Raw genomic sequence first — 17,013 nt, forward strand, 5'->3', positions numbered from 1 at the left:
TTACTTCTTGGCCGGTGCCGGCGCCTTGGCACCTGCAGCGGTGCCCGCTGCCGGTGACGCGCCGGTGGCCGGCGCGGCGCCTGCTGCGGGGGCAGCACCCCCGGCCGCCGGAGCGGCGGCACCGTCGGCAGCTGCGGCCGGTGCGGCCGCGGCCTCGGCGGCAGCTTCACGGACCACGGTCGGAGCGGCGATCGAGGCCACGGTGGCGTCCTTCTCGCGCGTCACGAGGCGCACGCCGTCGGGCACCTTGAGCGCCGAGATGTGCACCGAATGACCGATCTCGAGGCCGGTCAGGTCGACCTCGAAATACTCCGGGATGGTCGCGGGTTTGGTGCGTACCGCGATCTCGTGCAGAACGATGTTGAGCACGCCGCCGCGCTTGATGCCCGGGGCCGCCGCCTCGTTCTTGAAATGCACGGGCACCTGCACGGTGATGACCGAATCGGGACCGACGCGCAGGAAGTCAAGATGCAGAGGCTTGTCCGTCACCGGATCGACCTGCACGTCCCGCGGCAGGACATCGAATCCCTGGCCGTCGACGTCGATCTTCATCAGGTGATTGAAGAAACCCTCCTTGTGCAGTTCGCGTTCGATCGATTTGGGTTCGACCGCGATCATCAGCGGGGCCTGCTTGTCGCCGTAAATCACGGCGGGAATCAGTCCATCGCGACGGCTGGCCCGGGCGCCCCCTTTGCCGGCCCGGTCCCGCTTCTTCGCGACGACTTTGGTCGTCTCTGCCATCTCAACTTCTCCTATCTCTATCTCTGTTGCTCTCTGTCATCGCGGCGTGGCCTCCAGGGGTGCCAAGCGCCGGATCTCCTGAAACTTCTCGGTCGAATGGGCCTAGTCGAACAAGCTCGACACCGACGCCTCGTCGGCGATGCGCTTCATTGCCTCGGCCATCAGGGGCGCGATGCTGAGCGGCCGCACGTTCGGCGACACCCGCACCGCCTCCGTCGGCTGGATCGAGTCGGTGATGACCAGCTTCTCCATCGGCGAGGCCGCGACGCGCGCCACTGCGCCGCCCGACAGAACACCGTGCGTGACATAGGCCGACACCGACTTGGCGCCATGGTCCATCAAGGCGACGGCCGCGTTGCACAACGTGCCCGCCGAATCGACGATGTCGTCGATCAGGATGCAATCGCGGTCCTTCACGTCGCCGATCACGTTCATGACCTCGCTGACACCGGCCTGCTCGCGCCGCTTGTCGATGATGGCCAGATCGGCCTCGATGCGCTTGGCGATCGCCCTGGCCCGCACCACGCCACCGGTGTCCGGCGACACGACGGTGAGGTTGCGGTTGGACAGCGTCTCGTTGATGTCCTTCGAGAAGACCGGGCCGGCATAGAGGTTGTCGAGCGGTATGTCGAAGAAGCCCTGGATCTGGCCCGCGTGAAGGTCGAGGGTCAGCACGCGATGAGCGCCGGCGTGGGTGATCAGGTTGGCGACCAGCTTGGCCGAGATCGGCGTGCGCGATCCGGTCTTTCGGTCCTGTCGGGCATAGCCGTAATAGGGCATCACCGCCGTGATGCGGCGTGCCGACGAGCGCCTCAGAGCATCGATCGTGATCAGCAGTTCCATCAAGTGGTCGTTGGCAGGGAAGCTCGTGGACTGAATGACGAAGACGTCCTCGCCGCGCACGTTCTCGAGAATCTCGACGAAGATCTCATTGTCGGAGAAGCGCCGGATGTTGGCCTTGACCAGCGGCAACGCCAGCTTCGCCGAGATGGCTTCCGCCAGCGGTTTGTTGCTGTTGCCGGTGATGATCTTCATCGCGTGCCCCTCACGCCGGGCGGGGCCTTGCTAAGTCGTTGATATGAGACGACAAAGCGGCCATCCCCGGCCGCGACGGGGCGGAACATACCAATGCGCCCGAAGTCTGTAAACGGCTTGAAACCGGACCTTTTGTAGCGGTTCAGTGCGCCAGCAGCAGGGGAATCGGGCACGCTGAGACCACCTTGGCCGTCGCGCCGCCGAGGCCGAGGAAGCTGCGGAGCTGTCCGCCTCCATAGGCGCCCATCACCAGGCAGTCGGCGCCCTCGGCCCTGACGTACTCCAGCAATGCCCTGCCACGTGAGCGTCCGGTCGCTGCATTGGGACGAATTGCCTGCACCGAAGCTGCGATTCCGTGGCGCGCGAGATAGGTGAGAAGCGCAGGGGCGCCCACGATGTCGGGCTCCTCGTCCACCACCAGCGCCGCGACCTTGTTGGCGCGGGCCAGGATCGGCAACGCGTGATGCACTGCACGCGACGCCTGTTGGCTGCCGTTCCAGGCCACGATCACCGAGCCGAACGGGCGCGGCTGCGGGTCGGGTGGTGCGATCATCACCGGGCGGGCGCAGCCGTGGATCGCGGCGCCTACGCTGGCTGGTTCGGTGTTCTCGGTATCCATGCCGGGACGACCGAGAACGATCAGGTCGGCGCGACGACCGCGGTCGACGAGACTTGAAAGCACGACTCCACCGTCGTCGAAACTGTTGTCGCCATCGGCGGCGAGGAATTCGGCGAAGGCGGACTTGGCGTTGCGCGCGCGTGCCAACAGTCGCGTCCGCTCCATCTCGGCGAGGAACGGCATCGCCTGCGCTCCGAGACTCGCGCCGTCGGCCGTCTTGGCGGCGAAGTAGACGGCTTCGACGGTAGCGCCGAAGTTCCGGGCGACCTGCGACGCCGTCCGAAAGGCCATGGCACAATCGGGGCCGCCCTCGGCGACGGCGAGGATCGACTTGATCACGGCGCCATCCTCACGCCTTGTCGGGATCGGCAAGGAACGGCCACTGTGCCTTGTCGACCTTCGTGTAGGGCAGCAGAGACCAGTCGGGCACGAGCGCGCCGGGCGCGGCCACGTACACCACCTCGGATGCGATCGGTGCATAGGCGGCATGGAAGTGCTGCATCGACTTGACCACGACGACTTTCTTGGTCGATGGATCGACACCGAGTTTGGTGAAGCAATCACGGCTCAAGCACTGCGTCCGCCTCGAGTTCACGATGACGGTTACTCCGTCGATCTCGAGCGCGGCGGCGTCGCCGATGGAGCCGACGCTCTTGCGCTCGCCACCGAACTCGATGGTGACGTCCTTCTCGACCTTCAGCACCCTGGCGCGGGCGTCGACCGGCGGGCCGGATTGCGGTCCTAGCTTGCCGCCCAGGCGGATGTCGAGTTCGGCACCTTCGCCGACTTCGAAGGCGAGCTTCACGGCACCGGGATCCCACACCATGCCGAGCGCCGCGTCCCTGACCTTGCGATCGAGCAGCGCCTTGAGCAGGAAGGTCGAGTCGGACGCCGCGCCGCCCCCCGCGTTGTCGGAGACGTCGGCCAACACCATGGGCTTAGGCAGGTTGTGGGTGCTGACCCGGGCCATCGCGGCTTCGAGCGTGACGTAAGGCGGCTGGGTCTCGGCACGCATGGCGAAGAATTCGCGACCGAGTTCGCGGGCGATTTTCTCCGCCTTCGGCTTGTCGCCGTCGGTGATGGCGATGATGCGGGTGCCCATTTCCCTCACGTCGGCCCATGGGAAGCCGTGGCCGATGGAGAGCGAGAGTACGCCGTCCTTACCCTCCATCGCCTTGAGCTTGTCGACGAAGCCGCGCATCGGCTGGCGCGTGGTGTGGAACACGCCGATCATCCTGCAGTCGTAGGCCACCATCACCGGCTTTGTGCGGCCCTCGATCGCGCCCTCCATCACCGTGAAGAGATCGTCGGCGCGGTCGGGCACGTCGACATGCGGGTATTCCTTGAACAGCACCAGGGCCGTCGCGTCGCGAAGCGTGCCTTCGCCGATATTGCAATGTAGATCGAACTCCACCCCGACCGGCACCTCCGGCCCGACGACCCCGCGAACGTGCGCGAGCAGGTCGCTTTCGCAATCGTCGTAGCCTTCGGCGACCATGGCGCCGTGCATCGACAGGAACACGCCGTCGACCGGCATCGCCGCCTCGAGGTCGGCGACGATTTCGTCGCGAAACGACTCGTAGACTTTCCTGACCGTCTTGCCGGCGGGCTGGGCGAAGGCGCACAGGCTCTCGACGACTTGCCAGCCCTTGGCCTCGGCGCGCTGGCGCCAAACGGCGAGCGGCGCGCCGAACATCGGCACATTCTTGCCGTAGCTGCCCTTGCGGTAAAGGCAGGTCTCCTGAAAGAGCTGATGGCCGGTGGGGATGGAGGCGAAGGTGTTGGTCTCGGTGCCGAGACAAGCGGTGAAAATCTTCTTCATCGTCGGTAACTGTAGCGTGCCTCAGCGCTTGCTGTCGAAGGCAAGCCGCAACGCCAGGCCGGCGAACACCGTCCCCAGCACCATCTGCGGCAACCGCCGCAGGCGACCGTGTCCGGCGAACAGGCGTCCGAGGCGGCTCGCCATCAGGATGACGCCGCCGTTCACCACGATGCCGAACAGGTTGATCACGGTCGCCAGCACCATCATCTGCAGGACGATCGACCCGGCGGCCGGATCGACGAACTGCGGGAAGAGCGCCAACACGAACAACGCCATCTTGGGGTTGAGGATGTTGGTCAGGAGGCCCTGCAGAAACACGGTTCCGACCGGCAGTCGCGACAGGCCGGTCGTCGGCGACAGCGGCGTGCCGTCGGAGCGAAAGGCCCTCCAGGCCAGGTAGAGAAGATAGGCGGCACCGGCATAGCGCACGATGTCGTAGGCGACTGGCACGACGAGGAAGAGTTGCGACAGGCCGAGTGCGGCCGCCAGGGCATGGCAATAGGTGCCGACTTGGATGCCGGCAAGCGTGGCCCAACCGGCCGCCCTGCCCTGGCTGGCGCTGCGCGAGGCGATCAGCAGCATGTCGGGTCCGGGCGTTGCGGTGAGCGCCAGGCAGGCGACGGCGAACAGGGCGAGGGTAGAAAGATCGAGCATGGGCTGACTCTATCACCAGAGATTCAGGGAAGCTGAACCGCGGTCATTAAAATAATGGGAAAAATGGGAGGTGGACTTTCCGCAGGACACTGCGAGGGGGATTTTCGGATTATCGCATAGTCGAGCCCCGCGCCCGGCGCACGGCTCGGCGCAGAGAGTCCTCGAACGCCCATGGCAGGGGGTAGCAGGGTAGCGCGAACTGCGCCAACTCCCTGGCCCAACTTGTCATCCTGAGCGCAACGCCTGCCCTGAGGGAAGTCGACGGGAAGGATCTCGCGCCAGCCGCAGAGCCGCTGGTCGTGCTGGTAGGTCCTTCGCCTGCGGATCAGGACGACAGGCCATGTGCCCACGCCCCGCATCCGAAGCTGTTCGGCAGGTTTGATCATGCCGGCATCTTACCGCTCGCGTCCGGATCCACCTACTTTGGTCGATGGAACTCGCGACCAATGGCCAAGGATACCGATGGCACAAGCAACGGATGGTTCAGGCAGCCGCGAGCACGCTTGTGCGGCGGTTGGGATATTCCCACAGCGCATCCTCGTCTATAGTCGCGCCGCTTCTGGAGGCTCCTCTTCATGGATCGACTTTAGCGGCCAACCGCTTCTAACCGCCGCTTTGGGGCGCTGCCGCCCCATGTCGATCCTTCGGAGTCCGTCTTGTCCCACCCCTTGCTCACGACGCCCATCGGGCGAAGCCTGCTCACGCTGGCAGGTCCCACCACGGCCTTCATGGTGGTGCAGATCCTCGTCGTCCTGGCAGAGGTCTGGCTGGTCGCGCGGCTTGGCAGGGAAGCGCTGGCGGCTTTCGCCATCGCCTATCCTCTCATCGTGTTCGTGATGAACGTCTCCTCGGGCGGCTTGGGTGGCGCCGTCGCCGCGGCGATGGCGCGCGCGCTGGGGAGTGGCCGGCTGGACGATGCGCGTGCCCTAGTCCTGCACACGGTCGTGCTTGCCGCGGGATTCGGCGCCGCCTGCACGCTGTTCGCCTGGACCGTGGCGCCTCAGCTCTATCGCCTGCTGGGCGGCGAGGGGAGCGTGCTCCGTCTCGTCCGTGACTTCAGCGACGTCTGGTTCAGCGGCGTCGTTCTGGTGTGGGGTGTCAATTTCCTGTCGGCTGTCCTGCGTGGCGGCGGCAATGCGGCCCTGCCGGCGCGCATCGGCTTCGCGGGCACGCTGGTCTATTTGCCGCTCGCCTTCGTGCTCACGCTGGGCGTGGGGCAGTGGCCGGGGCTCGGCCTCATGGGCGTCGCCATCGCGGGTCTCACTTCGTCCAGCCTCTGTCTGGTGCTCCAGCTGCGGGCCCTGTGGGGCGGAGTGCTCGGCTTCACGCCCGGGCTGGCCGGCGTCGGGTTTCAGCGCCGCCTGTTCGGCGAGATCCTGGGAGTCGGCCTTGCGGCCTCGGTGGCGACGTTGCTCGGCAACCTCAACGCCATCGTGCTGACCGGTCTCGTCGGCCCGTTCGCGACGGCGGCGCTCGCGGCCATGAGCATCTGCGCGCGCCTGGAGAACATGATGGGTGCGATCGCCTACGGCATCGGCACCGGCATGACGACATTGATCGGCATTGCCGCCGGCGCCGGCGCCTGGGCGCGCGCCGTGCGCGTGGCGTGGATCGGCAGCCTGATCGCCGCTGCTGCGATCGGCACCGTCGGCGTTGCCATCGCCCTGTTGGCGGGGAGCTGGTCGCGCCTTTTTTCCAGCGACGCCGACGTGGTCGCCGCCTCGATCGCCTACCTGACGCGCGTGGCGCCGTTCCTGTTCCTCTATGGACTCGGTCTCTCGCTGCACTTCGCGAGCCAGGGCGCGGGCCGCATGAAGGTGCCCATGCTGGCGATCAGTGCGCGGTTCGCCGTGGCGAGTGGCGGCGGATGGCTCGCGATCGAAGTCCTGGGGTTGGGTCTGGACGGCGTCTTTTGGGCGATCGGCGCCGGTGTCGTGGCGTACGGCGGCGTGATGGGCGGCGCGCTGCTCCTGCGGCCATGGCGGGCGCGCTGAAGCACCGTGTTTCCCCCCCCAGCTTCGCTGAGGAGGAGATGGATCAGGTCGCCAGCGCCCGGTCCATCAGTGCGACCTCGGCGGCGCCAAGGTCCGTCGTCCCAAACTGAGCGAACTTGGCGCCGCTGAGCCGCGTGTCGCCGTAGAGCTGGGCGAACTCGGACTTCGCCTCGACCAGTGCCGCCAGGGCGGCGATCCTGGCCAGGCCCTCGCACAGGAAGCGGGCGCGGCGTTCGGCTTCGCTCGAGCGCAGGAGCCGGCCGAGAGTGTCGACGAGCGGCCGCACGTCACAGGCGGCCGAGGCAGTCTTGGCGAGGGCCGACACCGTGGCCATCGCCTCGTCGGGCTGGCGGCCGGCGGCGCGCAGCACGTCGAGCGCCATGACGTTGCCCGAGCCCTCCCAGATCGCGTTGAGCGGCGATTCGCGGAAATAGCGCGCCATCGGGAGGTCCTCGGTGTAGCCATTGCCGCCCAGGCACTCGAGCGCCTCGTAGATCACGGCGGGCGCGCTCTTGCACACCAGGAACTTAACCGCCGGCGTGAGCAGGCGGGTGTAGGCACTGTCCTTCCTGTCCGCGGCATGGGCGAGCCGCATCACCAGCGCCACCTGCGCCTCGAGCTCGAGCGCGAGATCGGCGACGACGGCGCGCATGGCGGGCTGGTCGCTGAGGCGCCGCTGGAACACCGAGCGGTGGCGGATGTGATGGATGGCCTGGCTCAAGGCGATGCGCATCTGGCCGGCCGACGCGAAGGCGCAATCCATACGCGTCAGGTTCACCATCTCGATGATGGTGCGCACGCCCGCGCCCTCGGCGCCGACGCGCTCGGCATAGGCGGCGTGAAACTCGACCTCGGACGAGGCATTCGACTTGTTGCCGAGCTTGTCCTTGAGCCGCTGGAATCGGATCGCGTTCTGGCCGCCGTCCGGCCGATAGCGCGGCATCAGATAGCAGGTGAGGCCGCCCTCGCCCTGGGCCAGCACCAGGAAGGCGTCGCACATCGGCGCCGACATGAACCATTTGTGGCCGCTGATCTCGACATGATCGCCGACCTTCTTCGCCTCGGTGATGTTGGCGCGCACGTCGGTGCCGCCTTGGCGCTCGGTCATGCCCATGCCGAGCGTCACGGCCTTCTTCTCCCACCATGGCTTGGGCGCCGGATCGTAGGTGCGCGAGTTGAGCCGTTTCTGCCACTTGGCAAGCAGGTCAGGTTCGGAGCGCAACACGCCGACGCAAGCGTGAGTCATGGTGACCGGGCAGAGATGGCCGCTCTCGGCCTGGGTCGCGAGATAGAGACGTATGGCGCGCGCCGTCATCGGTCCGGCCGGCTCGCTGTCGTCGTGCGCCGAGCAGTGGATGCCCCAGCCGATGCTCTTCTGCATCATGGCGTGATAGGCGGGATGGAACTCGACGAAGTCGATGCGGTCGCCCTTGCCGTCCGTGGTCCTGAGCCTAGGCAGGACCTCGTTGGCGACGCGGCCAAGGTCGAGCGTCTCGGCCGCGCCATAATCGCGGCCGCAGGCCGACAGCGCCTCAAGATCGAGACCGTAACGCGCCGCGGCATCGGCGAGCGGCCGGTCGGCGGCGAACAAGTCGACATCGCCGAACGAAGGCGACTGGTTGAAAGAGGCGTCCTCGAGGAAGGCCGGCATGAGTGGAGACTACTCCTCCCCGGCTTCGCTGGGGAGGCGACTCCCTCACCCCGTCCCGAGGAGGCCGCTCAGCCGCCGCCTTCGTACTTGAACGACAGCTTCAGCTTGGTGCGATAGGCCGAGACCTTGCCTTTTTCGATCACCAGGTCCTGCTCGACGACTTCGGCGACCCTGAGATCGCGCAGCGACTTCGCCGCTCGATCCACCGCCGCCTTGGCGGCCTTTTCCCACGATTCGCTGCTGGTGCCGACCAACTCAATCACTTTGTAGACGCTCTCCGCCATGTGAGCCTCCCTGGACACGGTTCTGCGGTTTGGCCGGTGCCGGGTCGGGGGGAGGCGCGGCAGCGGCTGCCTTGCGGGCCTTTTCCTTATCGTACGAGGAAGCCTATCACGGTCCTTGCGGCGCCCCTAATCACGCCGCTTCGAACTTGCCGAATTCCCAGTTCCGGCCGGGGGCGGCGGCGAACAGCGACTTCGTGTAGTCGTGCTTGGGCCGCTCGAAGACATCCTCGGCGGCTCCGTATTCGACAACCCGGCCCTGGCTCATGACGGCGACGAAGTCGCAGATCTGGGCGGCGACACGCAAATCGTGCGTGATGAACAGGACGGCGAGGTTGAGACGCTGGCGAATCTCGTCGAGCAGCTCCAGCACCTGCTTCTGCACCGACACGTCGAGCGCCGACACCGCCTCGTCGGCGATCAGCAGCTCGGGTTCCATGGCCAGCGCTCGGGCGATGCAGATGCGCTGGCGCTGGCCCCCCGAGAACTGGTGCGGATAGCGGTCAAGCGAGTTGGGATCGAGCCGCACGGTCTCCATCAGCTTGCGCGCACGCGAAAGCGCCTGATCCCTGCTGAGGCCGAAGTTCATAGGTCCTTCGATGATCGAATCGCCGATGGTGATGCGCGGATTGAGCGAACGATACGGGTCCTGGAACACGATCTGCACGCGACGTCGATGCGGGCGCAGCCGTCCCGGCGAAAGCGTGGCGATCTCCGTGTCGCCCAGGAACACCTTGCCTTCGGTCGGGTCGATCAGGCGGGCGATGCAGCGCGCTACCGTCGACTTGCCGGAGCCCGATTCGCCGACGATGCCGAGCGTCTCGCCCTTGCGGATGTCGAGGTCGACGTCGACCGCGGCCTTCACGACACGCGCCTTCTGGAAGAAGCCGTGGCCGGTGTAGGTCTTGCCCAGCTTCTCGGTGCGCAGGACCGTTTCGCCAGCCTTGCGTACGCCGCGATGCACCGGGTGGATGGAGGGCACGGACGAGATCAGCATCTTGGTATAGCCCTGCTGTGGGCGTGCCAGGATTTGCTCGGTCGGCCCCATTTCGACGAGCTGGCCCCAACGCAGCACCGCCACTCGATGGGCGATCTCGGCGACGACGCCGAAATCGTGGGTGATGAACAGCACGCCCGTGCCCTGGCTCTCCTGCAATTCGGCGACAAGCTTCAGGATCTCGGCCTGGGTGGTGACGTCGAGTGCCGTGGTCGGCTCGTCGGCGATCAGCAGCACCGGGTCGAGCACAAGCGCCATCGCGATCATGATGCGCTGGCGCTGGCCGCCCGAGAGCTGGTGCGGATAGGACGCATAGATGCGCTCCGGCTCGGGCAGCTTCACGCGCGTCAGGATGGAGATGATCTTGGCCTTGCGCGCCGCCGGATCGAGCTTGGTGTGTGTCTCCAGCACCTCGTCGATCTGTTGGCCGCAGGTCATGACCGGGTTGAGCGCTGTCATCGGCTCCTGGAAGATCATGGACATGCGAGTGCAGCGCAGGTCGCGCAACCGCTCCTCGCTCGCCGCGAGCACGTTCTCGCCCTCCAGCAGGATCTCGCCCGAGCTCGGCCTCAGCGCCTTGGCGAGCAATCCCATGATGGTGAAGGCGATGACCGACTTGCCCGAGCCGGATTCGCCCACGAGGCAGACGATCTCACCTGGATTGACGGTGAAGCTCACCTTCTCGACGGCATGGGGGCGGTCGGCGCCGGGTGGCAGGTCGACCGTGAGGTCGCGGACTTCGAGGACCGGCTTCTTCGCTTCGGACATTACTCCACCACCGTCGCCCCAAGCGCTGCGCGCCTTGCGCAGTCGAGAGGCCCTTCTTCGATCGCAGGCACTTTCTTGCTTCGCTCCGTTCGGGGTGTGACGCTCCGCATCATACCTTCTTGCTCATCTTCGGATCGAGCGTGTCGCGCAGACCGTCGCCCATGATGTTGATCGCCAGCACCGTGAAGGCGAGGAAGATGGCGGGATAGAGGATGTTGTGAGGGAACACGCGGAACAGCGTGCGGCCCTCGGCCATGATGTTGCCCCAGCTCGGGATCTCGGGCGGGATGCCGATGCCGAGGAAGCTCAGGATCGCTTCGGCGAGGATCGCCGCCGCGGCAATGAAGGTGCCCTGCACGATCAGCGGCGCCACGGTGTTGGGCAGGATGTGGCGGAACATCAGGATCCAGGTCGGTGTGCCGACCGAAATCGCGCCCTCGACATAGGGTTCCTCGCGCACCGTCAACACGACGGAACGCACGAGTCGTACCACGCGCGGCACGTCGGGCACGACGATGGCGAAGATCACGGTGATCAGGCCGGCCCGCCAGATCGACACCAGGGCGATGGCGAGCAATATGCCCGGTATCGCCATCAGCCCATCCATGATGCGCATGATGATGCCATCGAGCCATCGCACGTAGCCCGAGATCAGCCCGACCACGAGGCCGATGGCTACGGAAATGACGGCCACAGCGAGGCCGATCGCCAGCGAGACCCGCGTGCCGTAAATGACGCGGCTGTAGACGTCGCGGCCGAGGCTGTCGGTGCCCATGATGGCCGTACGCTTGATTTCCTTGCCGTCGTCCAGCCGCATGGTGATCTCGGTGCCCGGCTTCTTGTTGCGGGCCGCCGGATCGATGCGCGTCGGATCGACGGTGCCGAGGAACGGCGCCAGGATGGCTATCACCGTCATGAAGATCAGGATGACGCCGCCGAAGATGACGGCAGGGTTGCGGGCGGCAAGCTGCCACAGCGGCTTGCGCTTGGTCGAGGCCGCTGCGATCGACGCGGAGTCGACGACGTCTTCAGGGGTTATCGCGCTCAATAGCGGATCCTCGGGTCGAAAATGGTGTAGCCGATGTCGATCAGGAGGTTGATCAGCACGTAGACCACCGAGAAGAGAAGGATGACGGTCTGGATGGTCGGAAAGTCGCGGCTCAGTACGGCCTCGACGGTGAGGCGGCCGAGCCCGGGCAGGCCGTAGACGCTCTCCGTCACGACCGCGCCGCCGATCAGCAGGGCAATGCCGATGCCGATCACGGTAAGGATCGGCACGGCGGCATTGCGCAGGGCGTGCCGCATCAGCACCACACGATTGCTCAGTCCCTTGGCGCGGGCGGTGCGGATGTAGTCCTCGTTCAGCACCTCGAGCACGGAGGCGCGGGTGATGCGGGCGACCAGGGCGATGTAGACCACCGCAAGCGTGATCGAGGGCAGCACCATGCGCTCGAGGAAGCCCCAGAAATCGACGCCGATGCGTATGTAGCCCTGTACCGGCAGCCAGCCGAGCTCGATGGCGAAGACGTAGATCAGGCAGTAGCCGATCACGTACACCGGCACGGAGAAGCCCAGCACCGAAAAGCCCATGACGAAGCGGTCGAGGAGCGATCCGTGCCGGTAGGCAGCCAGCACGCCGAGCGGCACAGCGGTGCTCACTGCCAGGATCAGGGTGCAGATGGCGAGCGCCAGGGTCGGTTCGACGCGCTGGGCGATCAGTTCGGCCACGGTCTTCTTGAAAAAGAAGCTCTCGCCGAAATTGCCCTGCAGGACGTTGCCGATCCATATCGAGAACTGGTGCCAAATCGGCTCGTCGAGGCCGAGCTTCGTTCGGATGTCGTCGATCTGCTCGGAAGTGGCGTTGTCGCCGGCGATCACTGCAGCCGGATCGCCGGGAGTCAACCGCAGCATGAGAAAGACGAAAACGGCCACCACCGCCAGCACGGGGACGATGGAGACCAGGCGACGTGCAATGAAATCGAGCATTGTTCCTCTATCTGTCACCCCGAGCGAAGCGAGAGGTCCTTGGCGGATCCCGAAAGATCCTTCGCTTCGCTCAGGATGACGGCATGGCCGCCAGGCGCGGCTCTGCCGTCACTTCTTCTCGATGTTCCAGAACACCGGGATCGGCGCCTTGAGCCAGCCGGTGACGTTGCTGCGGCGCGCGCCGGGGCCATACCACTGGCCGATCCAGCCGAACTGCCCGTTCTCGAGTGCACGCAGTTGAATGGCCTCGGCCAGCGCCTTGGCCTTGGCCGGGTCGGTTTCCTTGGCGTAGGTGTCGCGCAGCTTCTCCATCTCCGGGTCGTTCGGCCAACCGAACCACGACTTGTCGCCGGCGGCGACGAAGTAGGAATTGGAGATCGGATTCAGCGCGTCGGCCGAGACCGAGTAGGTGTGGAAGACGTTCCAGCCGCCGGCGTTGGGCGGGTCCTTCTTGGTGCGACGGGTCACCAGCGTTTGCCAGTCCATCGACTGCATGTCGACCTTGAAGCCACCCTTCTCGAGCAGCGACTTGGTGACCGGTGCGGTGTTGGTCAGCACCGGCAGCGTCGTCGATTGCATGAGCACGATCGGCGTGCCGTCGTAGCCCGCCTCCTTCAGCAGCTCCTTCGACTTGTCGAAGTTCGACTTGATCAGGATTTCCGAGCCCTTGTCGGTGGCATTCGGCGTGCCGCAGATGAAGGCGGCGCCGCAGACCTTGTAGTAGGCCGCATCGCCGATCGTGGCCTTGAGGTAGTCCTCCTGGTTGATGGCATAGAGGGCGGCCAGGCGGATCTTGGGATTGTCGAACGGCTTCACCGTGTGATTGAAGCGGATAATGAAGACGTGTCCGAGCGGGTTCCAGTCGTCGAGCACGACGTTCTTGTCGTTCTTCAGGACCGGCAGCAGGTCGTGCGGCGGCGCCTCGACGATGTCGACTTCGCCGGCGATGATGGCGTTCACCTGCTGCTGGACGTCGGGCATTTCCACGATCTCGACGCGGTCGACCTTCGCGACCTTGCCGCCGGCCAGTCCGGACGGCGCCTCGCCGCGCGGTTTGTACTTGGGATTCTTGAGATAGACGTGCCGCTCGCCTGGTTTGGACTCGTTCTTCTGGTAGATGAACGGGCCGGAGCCGATCTGGCTGTCGATCTGCTTGAAGGCGTCGGTCTCCGCCACCGCCTTGGGCATCATGAACGGCACGTTGGACGACGGTTTGCCGAGCGTGTCGAGCACCAGACCGTAGGGCTCCTTCAGCACCATCTGGAAGGTCTTGGCATCGACCGCCTTGAATTCCTTCACGAAGTCCATGAGCTTCAGGCCCATGGCGTCGCGCTTGCCCCAGCGCTGCAGCGAGGCAATGCAATCGGCCGATGTCACCGGCTTGCCGTCGTGCCATTCCAGCCCGTCGCGGAGCGTGAAGGTCCACACTGTCTTGTCGGGAGAGACCTCGTACTTCTCCACCATCTGCGGCTTGACGGCGTTCTGCTCGTCCATCGCGAACAGCGTGTCGTAGATCAGGTAGCCGTGGTTGCGCGTGACGTAGGCCGTCGTCCAGATCGGATCGAGGATCGTCAGGTTGCCGTGCTGCACGACCTTGAGGGTCTTGCTCTGCGCCAGTACGGGACTTGCCGCTGTCGCCAGGATCGCGCCTGCGGCCATGGCCGCCAGTGTGCGTCGCATCGTCTTCATCTAAGCCCCCTCTGCGTGATCGAAAAGAGTGAGGGAGGACGGGCCCCCAGCCCGTCCTCCCGCCTCGCTTCTTCTACTTCTTCGAGATGTTCCAGAACACGGTCACCGGCGCGACCATGTTGCCGTCGAGCTTCGTGCTCAGCGCCATCGGCGCGAGCCACTGCCCGAGATGGACGTGGGTCGGGTACTGCGTCCAGCGCTTCTGGACTGCTTCGACGATGGCCTTCTGCTTGGCCGGATCGCCCTCCTTGGCGAACTGGTCACGCAGCTTCTCGATCTCCGGATCGCACGGCCAGCCGAACATCGCCTTGTCGCACGACGAGTTGAAGAAGCCGGCCATCACCGGGTTCAGGATGTCGGCCGCCACCCACGAGGTGAGGAAGGCGTTCCAGCCGCCCTTGTCCGGCAGATCCTTCTTGGCGCGGCGCGCCACCAGCGTCTGCCAGTCCATCGACTGCATGTCGACCTTGAAGCCGGCCTTCTCGAGCTGTGCCTTGGCGACCGGGGCGAGGTTGGTCAGCACCTGCAGGTCGGTCGACTGCATGAGCACGACCGGCGTACCGTCGTAGCCCGCCTCCTTGAGGAGCTGGGCTGCCTTGGCCGAATTGCCGTTCAGCACCTCGTCCATGCCGGCGGTGGTCTCCAGCGGCGTGCCGCAGATGAACATCGCCTTGCAGGGCTTGTAGTACTGCTTATCGCCGACCGTCGCCTGCAGGAACGGCTCCTGCGCGAAGGCCACGGCGGCGGCATAGCGGATCTTCGGGTTGTCGAACGGCTTGTGGAGCGTGTTGTAGCGGAACGTGTACTGGTTGCCGGTCGGGTTGGAGAGGAACAGCTTGACGTTCTTGTCCTTGGCCAGCGTCGGCAGAAGGTCGTGGCCGGGCGATTCGATCATGTCGATCTCGCCCGCCAGCAGGGCGTTCATCGAAGTCTGCACGTCGGGCATGGCGATCCATTCGACGCGGTCGAGCTTGACGACCTTGCCGCCTGCGAGGCCGTTGGCCGGTTCGCTGCGTGGCTTGTACTTCGGGTTCTTGACGTAGACGACCTTCTCGCCCGGCTTCCATTCCTCGCGCTTGAAGATGAAGGGACCGGAGCCGATCACGTCCTCGGGCTTGATCTGGGTGTTCGGATCGGTGGCGGCGACACGCGCCGGCATCATGAACGGCACGTTCGACGACGGCTTGCCGAGCGATTGCAGCACCAAGCCGTAGGGTTCCTTCAGCACCATCTTGAAGGTCTTGGCGTCGACGGCCGTCAGGCTGGCCACGACGCCCATGAGCTTCTGGCCCATCGAGTCCTTGGCGCCCCAGCGCTTGATCGACGCGACGCAGTCCTCGGCGGTGACCGGCTTGCCGTCATGCCATTCGAGGCCGTCGCGCAGGGTGAAGGTCCAGGTCAGTTTGTCGGCCGAGACGTCGTACTTGTCGACCATCTGGGGCTTGACCTCGAACTTCTCGTCCATCGCGAACAGCGTGTCCCAGACGAGATAGCCGTGATTGCGCACGATATAGGCGGTCGTCCAGATCGGATCGAGAATCTTGAGATCCGAGTGCATCACCACCTTGAGCGTTTGCGCCGATGCTGGAGCGGGTGCCGCTGCCAACAATCCGGCCATGCTCGCGGCCGCCACCAGGGCCGCTGCCGATTTCCTGAATTGGATCATGGATGTGAGTCTCCCTTTACCCGCGCTCTGCTTTGCAAAAACCGAGCCGCTGTCGGGAACACTAGCAGCCAATTACCCCCCTCTGACAAGGTGATTCAGGCGCGGTGCAGCTCTAGCGACCCCCGCCCACCGCCTTCTCCAGAAGCTCGAGGATGCCTTCCGATGCGGCGGCGGCGACAATATCGCCGAATCCGGCCCACGATCCGCGCGCCGCAGCGGTCGGCACGGGATTGGACTGGTCGACGCTGCCGATGTCCTTGCCCGACGGATCCTTGAGCACCCATTTGAGATCGAGCTTGGTGGTGCGCTCGTCGATCGGCGTCAACTTGACGCTGCCGACCACCGTGAACACATCCGAGGCAGGTTTGTCCGCGATCACGATGCGGCTGGAGCCGAGGGCGCGGCGCATGCCGGAAAAAAGCTGACGGTTGCCGTCGGACGGCGCGCCCGATACCGGCGCGACCATCACCTTCAGCTGCGGTGCTGGAGCCGCCGTCGCGACCGCGGCGGCGGCGCTCGCCGGCGCCGGGGCGGTGGCCGCCGCCGGCGGCGGCGTGATTGTCTCGGGCACGGTGATGCCGGCTGCGACTTGGCCCGGCGAACGCGGCGTGAAGTTCGGCGGCCGGCCCATCAAGGTGGCAAGGCGCGGCGCGGCCTGCTGGGCGATGCGTGAGACCAGCCGGTCGGTCGCGTCGGCGTAGTCCTGGGTTTGGGCGACGGTCCTGCTCACCGCCGGGCCTTGCACGCCGCGCGCGCCGAACAGGAACCACTCGATTTCGATTTCGATGCCGGGTCCGTTCGCGGCGTCGCGCGTGTTCATGGCGCCGGCGATCTTGAGCGGCGCGGTCGCCGGCTGGATCGCGGCCACCACGCCGTAGGCCTGCAGCTCGATGGCGATAGCGGCCGTCACGCGCTCCGCCAGTTCGGGCGGCATGTTGGCCGGCGTGCTGATCGCCACGTCCGCCTTGTCCTGCTTGGGACGATAGACCGTTGCGATCGATCCGTCGTGTTCGAACGGCTTCGGCGGCGGTGCACAGGCGCCGGCGAGGAAGGCCAGCAAGGCAACTACAGCAAGGCGCATGTCGCGATCGCGCCCAGCATGCAGCAGAA

The 17,013-nt window shown here is 65.8% G+C and carries 14 protein-coding genes; 1 reads left to right on the forward strand and 13 read right to left on the reverse strand.

The genetic code is table 11. The features are described 5' to 3' along the window. The 5 genes from KIT25_25045 to KIT25_25065 all read right to left on the reverse strand — a co-directional run bounded on the left by KIT25_25045 (position 1) and on the right by KIT25_25065 (position 4,871). Positions 1–741, reverse strand: coding sequence for a 50S ribosomal protein L25/general stress protein Ctc (locus KIT25_25045; protein UYN95235.1), 741 nt, complete (start codon positions 739–741; stop codon positions 1–3). A gap of 102 nt (positions 742–843) precedes the next feature. Next, a complete protein-coding gene (locus KIT25_25050; GenBank protein ID UYN95236.1) occupies positions 844–1,776 on the reverse strand; it encodes a ribose-phosphate pyrophosphokinase in 933 nt (310 codons plus the stop codon). A gap of 142 nt (positions 1,777–1,918) precedes the next feature. Further along, positions 1,919–2,734 (reverse strand): universal stress protein, encoded by an 816-nt coding sequence (locus KIT25_25055; protein ID UYN95237.1) that lies wholly within the window; start codon positions 2,732–2,734, stop codon positions 1,919–1,921. Between the two features lie 10 nt (positions 2,735–2,744). Then, positions 2,745–4,217, reverse strand: coding sequence for a M81 family metallopeptidase (locus KIT25_25060; GenBank protein ID UYN95238.1), 1,473 nt, complete (start codon positions 4,215–4,217; stop codon positions 2,745–2,747). Positions 4,218–4,238: 21 nt separating this feature from the next. Then, the gene (locus KIT25_25065) at positions 4,239–4,871 is read right to left on the reverse strand and encodes a LysE family translocator (GenBank protein UYN95239.1); all 633 of its coding nucleotides are present in this window, start codon (positions 4,869–4,871) and stop codon (positions 4,239–4,241) included. Between the two features lie 656 nt (positions 4,872–5,527). Between KIT25_25065 and KIT25_25070 the strand changes: the two genes are divergently transcribed. Beyond that, positions 5,528–6,865: an MATE family efflux transporter gene (locus KIT25_25070; protein ID UYN95240.1), complete on the forward strand. Its 1,338-nt coding sequence runs from the start codon at positions 5,528–5,530 to the stop codon at positions 6,863–6,865. Between the two features lie 43 nt (positions 6,866–6,908). Here the strand turns inward: KIT25_25070 and KIT25_25075 are convergent, their stop codons facing one another. The 8 genes from KIT25_25075 to KIT25_25110 all read right to left on the reverse strand — a co-directional run bounded on the left by KIT25_25075 (position 6,909) and on the right by KIT25_25110 (position 16,984). Continuing rightward, a complete protein-coding gene (locus KIT25_25075) occupies positions 6,909–8,516 on the reverse strand; it encodes an acyl-CoA dehydrogenase family protein (GenBank protein ID UYN95241.1) in 1,608 nt (535 codons plus the stop codon). A 68-nt stretch (positions 8,517–8,584) separates the two neighbouring features. After that, positions 8,585–8,800, reverse strand: a complete 216-nt coding sequence (locus tag KIT25_25080; GenBank protein UYN95242.1) for a dodecin domain-containing protein — start codon at positions 8,798–8,800, stop codon at positions 8,585–8,587. A 130-nt stretch (positions 8,801–8,930) separates the two neighbouring features. After that, the gene (locus KIT25_25085; GenBank protein ID UYN95243.1) at positions 8,931–10,562 is read right to left on the reverse strand and encodes an ABC transporter ATP-binding protein; all 1,632 of its coding nucleotides are present in this window, start codon (positions 10,560–10,562) and stop codon (positions 8,931–8,933) included. Between the two features lie 109 nt (positions 10,563–10,671). Beyond that, positions 10,672–11,601 (reverse strand): ABC transporter permease, encoded by a 930-nt coding sequence (locus tag KIT25_25090; protein ID UYN98059.1) that lies wholly within the window; start codon positions 11,599–11,601, stop codon positions 10,672–10,674. A 5-nt stretch (positions 11,602–11,606) separates the two neighbouring features. Next, positions 11,607–12,548 (reverse strand): ABC transporter permease, encoded by a 942-nt coding sequence (locus KIT25_25095; protein ID UYN95244.1) that lies wholly within the window; start codon positions 12,546–12,548, stop codon positions 11,607–11,609. A 108-nt stretch (positions 12,549–12,656) separates the two neighbouring features. Continuing rightward, the gene (locus KIT25_25100; GenBank protein ID UYN95245.1) at positions 12,657–14,237 is read right to left on the reverse strand and encodes an ABC transporter substrate-binding protein; all 1,581 of its coding nucleotides are present in this window, start codon (positions 14,235–14,237) and stop codon (positions 12,657–12,659) included. 73 nt (positions 14,238–14,310) lie between these two features. Further along, a complete protein-coding gene (locus KIT25_25105; protein ID UYN95246.1) occupies positions 14,311–15,903 on the reverse strand; it encodes an ABC transporter substrate-binding protein in 1,593 nt (530 codons plus the stop codon). Positions 15,904–16,015: 112 nt separating this feature from the next. Then, on the reverse strand, positions 16,016–16,984 hold the full coding sequence (locus tag KIT25_25110) for a hypothetical protein (protein UYN95247.1): 969 nt from the start codon (positions 16,982–16,984) through the stop codon (positions 16,016–16,018). Between the last annotated feature and the right edge of the window lie 29 nt (positions 16,985–17,013).

Origin of the sequence: Enhydrobacter sp. (assembly GCA_025808875.1) — a bacterium.
In the GTDB taxonomy this organism is placed as follows: Bacteria; Pseudomonadota; Alphaproteobacteria; order Reyranellales; family Reyranellaceae; genus Reyranella.